The sequence below is a fragment of the Streptomyces spongiae genome (assembly GCF_009377185.1).
Classification (GTDB): Bacteria; Actinomycetota; Actinomycetes; order Streptomycetales; family Streptomycetaceae; genus Streptomyces; species Streptomyces spongiae.
In genome coordinates this window covers 1-11,220 of sequence record NZ_VJZC01000324.1, presented here as the reverse complement: position 1 = coordinate 11,220, position 11,220 = coordinate 1, and the positions used below count along the sequence as shown (strand labels likewise).

Sequence of the window (11,220 nt, the reverse complement as noted above, 5' to 3'; positions counted from 1 at the left end):
CGCCCGGAGTGCTCCGGGCGCCCCCACGCCGGTCCGGTCCCCTGGCTACCGGTACCCGTCCCTTATGTCGGCGTCCCGGTCGTCGTAGGAGCGGCGCGGTTCCTCGCGGGTGCCGTGGAGCTCGGGCATGTCCCTCGGCTCGCGCTCGCGCTCGTCGTCGTCCTGGCGGGGGGCGCGGTCGCGGGTGCCGGGGGTGCCGGTGTCGTGCGTCATGGAACTGCTCCTCGCAGTCGGCCCCCCTGCTTGCGTCGAATATCCCTCCAACACCGCCCATACGCATCCGGTAGGGGATCTCTCACACTCGGTGACGAAAGTTATCCACAGGCTCGCGAGCGTTCCTCGCGAAAGTGGCACGCTTGATCCATGACCGACTCCGCATCCCAGTCCGCAACCAGCTCCGCACCACGCCGTGTCCGTGTCCGCGCCCCCGAGCTCACCGGCAAGGGTGGCTGGCTGAACACGGGCGGCAAGCAGTACACCCTGGCCGACCTGCGTGGGCGCATAGTCGTTCTCGACTTTTGGACCTTCTGCTGCATCAACTGCCTGCACGTCCTGGACGAGCTGCGCGAGCTGGAGGAGAAGCACCGGGACACGGTGGTGGTCATCGGCGTCCACTCGCCCAAGTTCGTGCACGAGGCTGACCACGGGGCGGTCGTGGACGCGGTCGAGCGGTACGGCGTGGAGCACCCCGTCCTCGACGACCCCGAGCTCGCCACCTGGAAGCAGTACGCGGTGCGGGCCTGGCCCACGCTGGTGGTGGTCGATCCCGAGGGGTACGTGGTCGCGCAGCACGCCGGAGAGGGGCACGCGCACGCGATAGCACGGCTGGTCGAGGAGCTGGAGGCGGAGCACGAGGCGAAGGGCACGCTGCGGCGGGGAGACGGTCCGTACGTGGCGCCGGAGCCCGAGCCCACGGTGTTGCGCTTCCCCGGCAAGGCGCTGCTGCTGCCGTCCGGCACTTTCCTGGTCAGTGACACCACCCGGCATCAGCTGGTGGAGCTGGCGGCGGACGGGGAGACGGTCGTGCGGCGCGTCGGCTCGGGCGCCCGGGGTTTCGCGGACGGCGTGGGCGAGACGGCGAGCTTCAGCGAACCGCAGGGTCTGGCGCTGCTGGGCGACGGCTCGGTGGTGGTCGCCGACACCGTCAACCACGCGCTGCGGCGCCTGGACCTGACCACCGGTGAGGTCACCACCCTCGCGGGCACGGGCCGCCAGTGGTGGCAGGGCTCGCCGACGTCCGGTCCGGCGCGCGAGGTGGACCTGTCGTCCCCGTGGGACGTGGCGGTCTTCGAGGGGCGCGTGTGGATCGCCATGGCGGGAGTGCATCAGCTGTGGACGTACGACCCGGCCCAGGGCACGGTCGCGGTGGCGGCGGGCACGACCAACGAGGGGCTGGTCGACGGTCCGGGCCCGGAGGCATGGTTCGCACAGCCGTCGGGTCTGGCGGTGGCGGCGGACGGGGAGCGGCTCTGGCTGGCCGACTCCGAGACGAGCGCCCTGCGCTGGGTGGACCGCGAGGGTGCCGTCCACACCGCCGTCGGCACCGGGCTCTTCGACTTCGGGCACCGTGACGGCGTCGGCGAACAGGCCCTGTTCCAGCACCCGTTGGGCGTGACGGCCCTGCCCGACGGCTCGGTCGCGGTCAGCGACACGTACAACCACGCCCTGCGCCGCTACGCCCCGGCGACGGGTGAGGTGACGACCCTGGCCACGGATCTGCGGGAGCCGTCGGACGCGGTGCTGGTGGGGGACGACATCGTGGTCGTCGAGTCCGCGCGGCACCGGCTGACCCGGCTGCGGCTGCCGGAGGAGGCCGTGCGGGTCGCGTCGGTCGCCCACCGCACCCAGCGCGCCGCCACCGACGTGGCGCCCGGCACGCTCCGGCTGGACGTCGTCTTCCAGGCCCCAAAGGGACAGAAGCTCGACACGCGCTACGGTCCGTCGACCCGTCTCCTGGTCTCCTCGACCCCGCCCGAGCTGCTCCTGAAGGGCGAGGGCGCGGACACCGACCTCTCCCGCACGGTCGAGCTCAACCCCTCCATACCGGAGGGCGTGCTGCACGTCTCGGCGATGGCCGCGTCCTGCGACGACGATCCGTCGAACGAGTACCCGGCGTGCCACGTCCACCAGCAGGACTGGGGGGTGCCGGTCCGCGTCACCGAGGGCGGGGCGGACCGGCTGCCGCTGGTGCTGGCGGGGATGGATGAGGACGCCTGACCCGGCTCACGCTCAGTGGTCTCACCCTCAGTAGTGGTGGCGCCGTTCCTCCTCGATCACCGGCGGCGTCGGCGGCACCACCACGCGCTTGCGCTTGGCGATGCTGCTGAACGTCGCGACCCCGATCAGTCCGACGATCATGAAGATGACGCCGACCAGGTCGAGGTTGACCCCCTGCATGTCCCAGTCGGTGGCGAAGGTGAGGATGGCCCCCACGGCGATCAGGATGATGCATCCGCCCAGGCCCATGAGTTCACTGCCTCCCTGTTCGGTCCGGTACCTTCCGGACCCTCCGGTCGTTCCGGTCAGCTCCGGGTACCCGGGGAGGCATCACCCATGCGGGGAGTGCCCTGGGGGGCGAGGGTGAACTAGCCCTCCACGAAGGCCACGAGTGCGTTCGCCAGCAGGAACGGGTCGTCGGCGCCGCAGAGTTCGCGGGCGCTGTGCATGGAGAGGATGGCGACGCCGATGTCGACGGTCTTGATGCCGTGGCGGGCCGCGGTGATGGGGCCGATGGTGGTGCCGCAGGGCATCGAGTTGTTGGAGACGAAGGACTGGAGGGGGACACCGGCTTTCTCGCAGGCGGCGGCGAACACCGCGCGGCCCGAACCGTCCGTGGCGTAGCGGTTGTTGACGTTCACCTTGAGGATGGGCCCGCCGCCCGCGCGCGGGTGGTGCGTGGGGTCGTGCCGCTCGGCGTAGTTGGGGTGGACGGCGTGGCCCGTGTCGGAGGACAGACAGATGGTTCCGGCGAAGGATCTCGCCCGGTCCTCGTACGATCCGCCGCGGGCGAACACCGAGCGCTCCAGCACCGAACCGAGCAGTGGGCCGTCGGCGCCGGTGTCGGACTGCGAGCCGTTCTCCTCGTGGTCGAAGGCGGCGAGGACGGGGATGGAGGGCAGGGTCACGTCACCGGCCGCGTCGGCGGTGGCGATCGCGACGAGCGCGGCCGTACCCGCGTGCACGGACAGCAGGTTGTCCATGCGCGGGCCCGCGACGAGCTCCTTGTCGCGGCCGAGGTAGGCGGGTGCCTCGACGGAGTGCGTCATCAGGTCCCAGCCGGTGACCTCACCGGCGGGCAGGCCCGCCTCGTGCTCCAGGAAGGCGATGAGGTCGCCGTCGCGGACGTCGTTCCCGAGGCCCCAGATCGGCTGCAGATGGCGCTGCTTGTCGAGCTTGAGCCCGTCGGACGACACCGTGCGGTCCAGGTGGATGGCGAGCTGGGGCACGCGGAGCAGCGGGCGGTCGATGTTCACGAGGCGGGTCGAGCCGTCGCGCAGGGTGAGGCGGCCGGCGAGGCCCAGGTCGCGGTCCAGCCAGGAGTTGAGCAGCGGGCCGCCGTAGACCTCGACGGCGACCTGACGCCAGCCGTGCGCGCCGCTGTCGGGCAGCGGCTTCACTCTCAGGTTGGGGGAGTCGGTGTGCGCGCCGATGACGCGGAACGGGGTGTGCGGCTCGGCGCCCTCGGGGACGTACCAGGCGACGATCGCGCCACCGCGCAGCACGTACCGGCCGCCGGAGGTCCCGTCCCAGGCGTCCGTCTCCGCGACCTGGCGGAAGCCGGCCTTCTCCAGCCGCTCGGCGGCGTTCGCCACCGCGTGGTACGGCGACGGGCAGGCCGCCAGGAAGGTCATGAGGTCGTCGGTGTGGCCGCGGTCGAAGCGGGCTCCTGTGCTGCACATGGGGTTCACCTTAACGACGTACGAGGGCCCGCTCCCGGTGATGGGGAACGGGCCCTCGTAAGGGGGGTGTGGAGAGTCGGGCGCCTGAACGGACGGACAGGTTCCGTTCAAGCACCCAACCCGGTCGGAAGGGGCACCAACTGCCCCGCGGGGACCCGAAGGTCCTTGGGAGTAACTGCCCCGTGGGACCCGAGTGGCTCCGGGGAGCGGCTCAGAACGCCGCCTCGTCCAGCTCCATCAGGTCCAGGTCCACGCCCTCGGAGACCTTGCGGGCCAGGGTCACACCCGGCAGGACGTTGGCCGCGAAGAACTTCGCCGCCGCGATCTTGCCGGTGTAGAAGGCCCTGTCCTTGGCCGGAGCCGTCGGCAGCTTCTCGGCCGCGACCGCAGCGCCCTTGAGGAGCAGGTAGCCGACGACCACGTCGCCGGAGGCCAGCAGCAGGCGGGTGGTGTTGAGGCCGACCTTGTAGATGTTCTTGACGTCCTTCTCGGTGGCCGCGAGGTCGGTGAGCATCAGGCCGACGATGGCCTCCAGCTCGACGGCCGCCTTGGCCAGCTGGTCGCGGGCGCCGGCCAGCTCCTCGCCGCCCTCGCCCAGCGCCAGGAACTTCTTGATCTCCTCGGCGAGCTGGTTCAGCGCGGCGCCCTGGTTGCGGACGATCTTCCGGAAGAAGAAGTCCTGGCCCTGGATCGCGGTCGTGCCCTCGTACAGGGTGTCGATCTTGGCGTCGCGGATGTACTGCTCGATCGGGTACTCCTGGAGGAAGCCGGAGCCGCCGAAGGTCTGCAGCGACTGGGCGAGCTGCTCGTAGCCCTTCTCGGAGCCGTAGCCCTTGACGATCGGCAGGAGCAGGTCGTTCATGGCCTCCAGCGCGGAGGTGTCCTCGCCGGCGGCCTCCTTGACGGTGATCTCGTCCTGGACCGACGCGGTGTAGAGGACGAGGGCGCGCATGCCCTCCGCGTACGCCTTCTGCGTGATCAGCGAGCGGCGGACGTCCGGGTGGTGCGTGATGGTGACCTTGGGGGCGGTCTTGTCCATGAAGTTCGCCAGGTCGGGGCCCTGGACGCGCTCCTTGGCGTACTCCAGCGCGTTCAGGTAGCCCGTCGACAGCGTGGAGATCGCCTTCGTGCCGACCATCATCCGCGCGAACTCGATGATGCGGAACATCTGGCGGATGCCGTCGTGCTTGTCGCCGATCAGCCAGCCCTTGGCGGGGTGGCGGTCGCCGAAGGTCATCTCGCAGGTGTTGGAGGCCTTCAGGCCCATCTTGTGCTCGACGTTCGTGGCGTAGGCGCCGTTGCGCTCGCCGAGCTCGCCGGTCTCGAAGTCGAAGAGGTACTTGGGCACGAGGAAGAGGGAGAGCCCCTTGGTGCCGGGCCCGGCACCTTCCGGACGCGCCAGAACGTAGTGGAGGATGTTCTCCTCCATGTCGTGCTCACCGGACGTGATGAAGCGCTTGACGCCCTCGATGTGCCAGGAGCCGTCCTCCTGCTGGATCGCCTTGGTACGACCGGCGCCCACGTCGGAACCCGCGTCGGGCTCGGTGAGGACCATGGTCGAACCCCAGGTCTTCTCGACCGCGATCTCGGCGATCTTCTTCTGCTCCTCGGTGCCCTCGTCGAAGAGGATGCGGGCGAAGGCCGGGCCGGAGGAGTACATCCAGACCGCCGGGTTGGCGCCGAGGATCAGCTCCGCGTACGCCCAGATCAGGGACGGGGGAGCCGTCGTGCCGCCGATCTCCTCGGGCAGGCCCAGGCGCCAGTACTCGGAGTCCATGAAGGCCTTGTAGCTCTTCTTGAAGGACGCCGGTACGGGCGCGGTGTTGGTCTCCGGGTCGAAGACCGGCGGGTTGCGGTCGGCGTCCACGAAGGACTCGGCCAGCTCGTTCTCCGAAAGGCGGGTGAGCTCCTCGAGGATGCTCTTGGCGGTGTCCGTGTCCATCTCCGCGAACGGGCCGGTGCCGTACAGCTTGTCGCGCCCGAGCACCTCGAAGAGGTTGAACTCGATGTCGCGGAGATTCGACTTGTAGTGCCCCATGGCGACGGCTCCGTAGAGAGATAGAGAGACGGGCGAGGCGCTGACTCCCTCGCGTCCAGTTCACGTACCAACAAGTAGCTCCGATGATGCTACCCGTCGGTAATAAGAAGCAACCCCGATCGGGTCATCTGTGACTCGTTACTCTTTGGGGCATGTACGGCTACGACCAGACCGCGGGACCTCAGCAGCAGTACGCCCCGCCGCCGCAGCAGCCGATGGGCGGCGGGTACGGGCAGCAGCCGCCGCTGTATCCCGAGCCGTCCCCGCCGTCGCTCGCGGACGCGGTGCGCGCCTTCACCACGGGGCAGATGGCCGCCGAGGACTTCCAGGCGGCCTTCGCCACGTCCAAGGTGTACTGCCCGCGCGGTGACAACCCCGGCTTCCTCGCGCTGCACAACACCCAGCAGCCCGTGATCCCGATGTTCACCTCGCTCAAGGAGCTGCGCCGGTACGCGGGCAAGGAGTCCAAGTACTTCGTGATCACCGGCGCCGAGGTCATCGACCTGCTGCCCACCGGCTACGGCTTCGTGCTCGACATGGAGGGTGAGCACCGCATGGTCTTCGACGCGAAGGCGGTCGAGCAGATGGTCGAGTTCGCGATGCGGCGTATGTATGGCTAGACGCCGTTGCTGCGCAGACGGATAGCGCCTCTTTCGTGCTGGCTGACGCCCGGAGGGAATGCCCTCCGGGCGTTCTGTGTTGAGGCTGGCAGAAAGTTCAATAATCAACTAACCTGAGCGCACAAGGAGGTACCGACATGCCCGCAGTGACCGTCGAGAACCCGCTGACGCTGCCGCGCGTGGCCGCGCCCGCCGACGCCGTGGCGCGCCCCGTGATCGGTGTGACGACCGCGCCGAGCGGATTCGAGGGCGAGGGCTTCCCGGTGCGCAGGGCGTTCGCCGGGATCCACTACCGCCACCTCGACCCGTTCATCATGATGGACCAGATGGGCGAGGTGGACTACGCGCCCGGGGAGCCGAAGGGGACCCCCTGGCACCCGCACCGTGGCTTCGAGACCGTCACGTACATCATCGACGGGGTCTTCGACCACCAGGACAGCCACGGCGGTGGCGGCACCATCACCAACGGCGACACCCAGTGGATGACGGCGGGCAGCGGCCTGCTGCACATCGAGGCCCCGCCGGAGGCGCTCGTCATGTCCGGCGGTCTCTTCCACGGCCTCCAGCTGTGGGTGAACCTGCCCGCCAAGGACAAGATGATGGCCCCGAAGTACCAGGACATCCGTGGCGGTCACGTCCAACTGCTCACCACCCCCGACGGCGGCGCGCTGCTGCGCGTCATCGCCGGTGAGCTGGACGGCCACGACGGTCCCGGCGTCACGCACACGCCGATCACGATGGTGCACGCGACGCTGGCGCCGGGCGCGGAGCTCACGCTGCCGTGGCGCGAGGACTTCAACGGCCTCGCGTACGTGCTGGCGGGCAAGGGGTCGGTCGGTGCCGAGCGCCGGCCGATCCACCTCGGCCAGACCGCCGTCTTCGGCGCCGGGTCCTCGCTGACCGTCCGCGCGGACGAGAAGCAGGACTCGCACACGCCGGACCTGGAGGTCGTGCTGCTGGGCGGACAGCCCATCCGCGAGCCCATGGCCCACTACGGCCCGTTCGTGATGAACACCCGTGAGGAGCTCCAGCAGGCGTTCGAGGACTTCCAGAAGGGGCGGCTGGGGACGGTGCCCGCCGTGCATGGAATGTCGGAGGGTGGCCTGTAAGGGCTGCGCAGATTCGGTACGGTACGACGAGGCCCGAAGCCGCAACTTCGTTTTGCGGCTTCGGGCCTGTCTTATGAGGGCTCCGCTACGGGGTTAGGGCAGTACGTAGAACGGCGCACCGTCCTGAGCGCGGCCCACCTGTCGTACGCAGCCTTGCTCGGACAGCATCTCCAGGCAGGCGCGGACACGGTCGTGTGACAGCCCGGTGGAAACGGCGATCTCCTCCACGCTGTAACCGGCACCGCCGTGCAGCAGTGCCGGGGCCAGCTGGGCAGCCACCATGTGGACGTCCTCGGTGACGACGAGGTTCCTTGCCTTCCAGTTGGCCAGGAGCTGCTGGGGTGTCAACTCCGGTGCCGTGACAGGGCGGGAGCCGTCGTTGGGGCCTCGGAGAGCCACGGCGATGTCCCGGAGCGCCTCGGCGATCACGCTCTGGCTGTGGTTGATTTCCCGTAGCTCCTTCTCGTGGTCGGCCAACTGCTCGCCCATCCGGATGCTGCGCTCTTCGAGCCGGACGATGGCGTCGGCGATCTGTGGGGGCATGACGTAGGCGGTGCCGCAGGTAGGGGCGGGCTGCACGGAGGCCGGTTCCAGGGAGTACGAGCCGTCGCGCTGGATCGTGGCGATGACCTCCGATACCCATGCCTTGAAGGGCTGGGATGCGGGCTTGGTGCAGGCGTTGACCAACCGGATCAGGCCTTGGAGACTGACGAGGTTCATGTCTCGTCGCCACTCTCGACCTGCGGGAATGCCGAGACGGTGCCTCTGGAGCACACTCTCCGCACTTGCGAAGTTGATCGCGTCAGCGACGTTGCGCAGTGCGGACCCGACATGCGCGTACCCCAGGTTCCTGCACACGTCGACGGCCGGGAACCAGTGCGTCCCGTCCGGCATGGTCAGTCTCCGTACTCGCGCGCCTGTCGCCCCGTACACGAAGTCGCTGATCTCGATCGCGTCCTGCCGCTGTGCCACCGGCTGCTCCGGCGGCGTGTTGTTGTTCTGCTCGTTCATCGAGCATCACCTCCGCCCCGGACGCTAGACACGCGCAGACGCAACGCGCGTGGATAGCAAGGATGTTCACCCGTTAGTGGACGGAGTGATCGAATCTGACAAGACGGTCAGGCCGTCGTCGCCGCCTCGTACAGCTCGAACCAGATGCTCTTGCCCTCGCCCCGTGGGTCCACGCCCCACGCGTCCGCGAGCAGTTCGATCAGCAGTAGCCCGCGCCCGGAGGAGGCGAGTTCGCCGGGGCGGCGCTTGTGGGGGAGGTCGTCGCCGGTGTCCGTGACCTCGACGCGCATCCTGCGTTGGTCCGGCCCGCCGGTGACCTCGGCGATCAGGAGGGCGTCCGTGTCCGTGTGGACCAGGACGTTGGTGATCGCCTCGGAGACCAGGAGGACGGCCGAGTCGACCTGGTCGTCGCAGGACCAGTCGTGCAGGAGCTCGCGCACGTGCTTGCGGGCGCCGGCGACCCGCTCGGGCTCGTCCTGGGCGACGGTCAGGGCCGTACGGCGCACGGTGGGCCGGACGAGGGCGGTGTCGCCGGGGCCCTGGCCCTCTCGGCCCAGCAGCAGGACCGCGATGTCGTCCTCGCGGCGGTCGGCCAGCGGGCCGGGGGTGTGGTGGGAGGACGGGCCGTGCACGCCCTGGACCAGGGCGTCGGCCAGCGCCTCCAGGTCGCCCTCGTGCGCCTGGAGGATCCCGCGGATGCGGCGCCAGCCGGTGTCCAGGTCGTGGCCGCCGGTCTCGATCAGGCCGTCCGTGCAGATCAGCATGGTCTCGCCGGGCTCCAGGACGATCCGGGTCGTCGGGTAGTCGGCGTCCGGGTCGATGCCGAGGGGGAGCCCGCCCGCCGTGGGCCGCGTCAGGACCGTGCCGTCGGCCATCCGGACCGCCGGGTCGGGGTGCCCGGCCCGGGCGACCTCCAGCACGCCGGTCGCCGGATCGACCTCGACGTACAGGCAGGTCGCGAAGCGCAGGTCGACGCTCTCGTCGTCGTACGTGACCCCGTACAGGAAGCGGGACGCGCGGGAGAGGACCGCGTCCGGGCGGTGCCCCTCGGAGGCGTACGCGCGCAGCGCGATGCGGAGCTGGCCCATGAGGCCGGCCGCGCGGACGTCGTGGCCCTGGACGTCGCCGATGACGAGGGCGAAGCTGCCGCCCGGCAGCGGGATCAGGTCGTACCAGTCGCCGCCGACCTGGAGGCCGCCGCCGGTCGGTACGTAGCGGGCGGCGACGTTCATGCCGGGGATCTCGGGGCCCAGCGTCGGCATCATCGAGCGCTGCAGCCCGTCGGTCAGCTCGCGCTCGGTCTCGGCGGTGCCCGCGCGGGAGAGGGCCTGGGCGAGCATGCGGGCCACGGTGGTGAGGACCGAGCGCTCGTCGGGCGTGAAGGAGACGGGGTACGTGAAGGCCGCCATCCACGCGCCCATCGTCTGCCCGGCGACGGTGAGCGGGAGGAAGGCCCAGGAGCGGCGGCCGAACTGCTCGGCGAGGGGCCAGGAGGCGGGGTAGCGGGACTTGTAGTCCTCGGGGGAGGAGAGGTAGACGGCGCGGCCCGTGCGCACCACATCGGCGGCCGGGTAGTCCATGTCCAGCGATATCTGGGTGAACGGGCGCTCGTCGCCCGGTTTCTGCCCGTGGTGGCCGATGACGGTGAGCCGGTCCACCTCCACGCCGAAGACGGCGAGCCCGTCCGGGGAGAAGCCCGGCATCGACAGTCCGGCCGCGACCCGCAGCACCTCCTCCGTGGAGCGTGCCTCGGCCAGCGCGCGGCCCGCGTCCAGCAGGAACGCCTCGCGGGAGCGGCGCCAGTCGCCGGTGACGGCGGTGCGGGCGGCGGTGCCCGGCGGGGGTTCGGAGACCTCCTGGAGGGTGCCGATCAGCTCGTACTCCCCGGTGAGGCTGTCGACGATCGGCTTGGTCCGGCTCCGTACGATGCGCACCACGCGCCCGCGCTCGTCCATGACCCGCATCCGGACCTCGGCGATGGTCCCCTCGGTGACGGCGAGGCGGACGACGCCGTCGACCTCGATCCAGTCCTCGGGGTGGAAGCGGGCACGGATGCCGGCCTCCGTGATCGTTGTCGGCTCCGGCGGCAGACCGACGAGGCGCGCGGCCTCGGCGTCCAGGGTGACGAGCCCGGCGTCGGGGTCCGAGCGCCACAGGCCGGTCGCGAGAGCGGACAGGACGTCCCCTACGGCGGGCAGGGGCTCACCAGTGAGCATTGACCCACTTTAGGAACAGCTGATCGGACACTGCCACCGAAGCTGTACATCCCACCCAGCCACTGTGGCCGGGACCCGCCGCTGTGCCGCCGGCCGCGGAGAACCTGGAAAGCGCTGTCTCCGGTCGGGCGTACGCGATGCGGGGGCGCTGCCCCTCGGGTGGTGCGGGTGCGCTGGGTGGAGGTCAATGGCGGGGAACCGCCGTTGCGGCCCGGCCGCGGTGGTGGCTTGGGCGTGGGCGCCTCTGCGTCCGTACAGGTGTCGGTGCGGCGCGTACGCGGCTTCCCCGTTGTGGGTGGTTCGCCTCGGGTGCGTACGGGGGCGGGG

Annotated in this window: 9 protein-coding genes; 3 read left to right on the top strand and 6 right to left on the bottom strand. The window is 70.2% G+C overall.

The genetic code is table 11. The annotated features are described in order from the left end of the window. Positions 1-45 precede the first annotated feature (45 nt). A complete protein-coding gene (locus tag FNH08_RS51030; protein WP_194238688.1) occupies positions 46-213 on the bottom strand; it encodes a hypothetical protein in 168 nt (55 codons plus the stop codon). A 150-nt stretch (positions 214-363) separates the two neighbouring features. Between FNH08_RS51030 and FNH08_RS32355 the strand changes: the two genes are divergently transcribed. Beyond that, positions 364-2,217 carry a redoxin domain-containing protein gene (locus tag FNH08_RS32355; protein WP_152775091.1) on the top strand — a complete coding sequence of 618 codons (1,854 nt, stop codon included), beginning with the start codon at positions 364-366 and terminating at the stop codon, positions 2,215-2,217. Positions 2,218-2,244: 27 nt separating this feature from the next. Here the strand turns inward: FNH08_RS32355 and FNH08_RS32350 are convergent, their stop codons facing one another. From FNH08_RS32350 to FNH08_RS32340, 3 genes are all read right to left on the bottom strand, one after another. Next, a complete protein-coding gene (locus tag FNH08_RS32350; protein WP_152775090.1) occupies positions 2,245-2,466 on the bottom strand; it encodes a DUF6458 family protein in 222 nt (73 codons plus the stop codon). 119 nt (positions 2,467-2,585) lie between these two features. After that, positions 2,586-3,899, bottom strand: coding sequence for a M18 family aminopeptidase (locus FNH08_RS32345; RefSeq protein WP_152775089.1), 1,314 nt, complete (start codon positions 3,897-3,899; stop codon positions 2,586-2,588). A 211-nt stretch (positions 3,900-4,110) separates the two neighbouring features. After that, positions 4,111-5,937 carry an acyl-CoA dehydrogenase gene (locus FNH08_RS32340; protein WP_152775088.1) on the bottom strand — a complete coding sequence of 609 codons (1,827 nt, stop codon included), beginning with the start codon at positions 5,935-5,937 and terminating at the stop codon, positions 4,111-4,113. A gap of 152 nt (positions 5,938-6,089) precedes the next feature. Here FNH08_RS32340 and FNH08_RS32335 point away from each other — a divergent pair, with 152 nt between their 5' ends. Beyond that, positions 6,090-6,557, top strand: a complete 468-nt coding sequence (locus tag FNH08_RS32335) for an SseB family protein (protein ID WP_152775087.1) — start codon at positions 6,090-6,092, stop codon at positions 6,555-6,557. 137 nt (positions 6,558-6,694) lie between these two features. Then, positions 6,695-7,666, top strand: coding sequence for a pirin family protein (locus tag FNH08_RS32330; RefSeq protein ID WP_152775086.1), 972 nt, complete (start codon positions 6,695-6,697; stop codon positions 7,664-7,666). A gap of 93 nt (positions 7,667-7,759) precedes the next feature. Here FNH08_RS32330 and FNH08_RS32325 read toward each other — a convergent pair whose 3' ends face one another. Beyond that, on the bottom strand, positions 7,760-8,677 hold the full coding sequence (locus FNH08_RS32325) for a BRO-N domain-containing protein (RefSeq protein ID WP_152775085.1): 918 nt from the start codon (positions 8,675-8,677) through the stop codon (positions 7,760-7,762). 107 nt (positions 8,678-8,784) lie between these two features. Further along, the gene (locus FNH08_RS32320) at positions 8,785-10,893 is read right to left on the bottom strand and encodes a SpoIIE family protein phosphatase (protein WP_152775084.1); all 2,109 of its coding nucleotides are present in this window, start codon (positions 10,891-10,893) and stop codon (positions 8,785-8,787) included. Positions 10,894-11,220 lie beyond the last annotated feature (327 nt).

Coding starts and splice junctions, on each gene's coding strand:
- FNH08_RS51030 (WP_194238688.1), bottom strand. CDS start 213: ATGACGCACGACACCGGCACCCCCGGCACCCGCGACCGCGCCCCCCGC.
- FNH08_RS32355 (WP_152775091.1), top strand. CDS start 364: ATGACCGACTCCGCATCCCAGTCCGCAACCAGCTCCGCACCACGCCGT.
- FNH08_RS32350 (WP_152775090.1), bottom strand. CDS start 2,466: ATGGGCCTGGGCGGATGCATCATCCTGATCGCCGTGGGGGCCATCCTC.
- FNH08_RS32345 (WP_152775089.1), bottom strand. CDS start 3,899: ATGTGCAGCACAGGAGCCCGCTTCGACCGCGGCCACACCGACGACCTC.
- FNH08_RS32340 (WP_152775088.1), bottom strand. CDS start 5,937: ATGGGGCACTACAAGTCGAATCTCCGCGACATCGAGTTCAACCTCTTC.
- FNH08_RS32335 (WP_152775087.1), top strand. CDS start 6,090: ATGTACGGCTACGACCAGACCGCGGGACCTCAGCAGCAGTACGCCCCG.
- FNH08_RS32330 (WP_152775086.1), top strand. CDS start 6,695: ATGCCCGCAGTGACCGTCGAGAACCCGCTGACGCTGCCGCGCGTGGCC.
- FNH08_RS32325 (WP_152775085.1), bottom strand. CDS start 8,677: ATGAACGAGCAGAACAACAACACGCCGCCGGAGCAGCCGGTGGCACAG.
- FNH08_RS32320 (WP_152775084.1), bottom strand. CDS start 10,893: ATGCTCACTGGTGAGCCCCTGCCCGCCGTAGGGGACGTCCTGTCCGCT.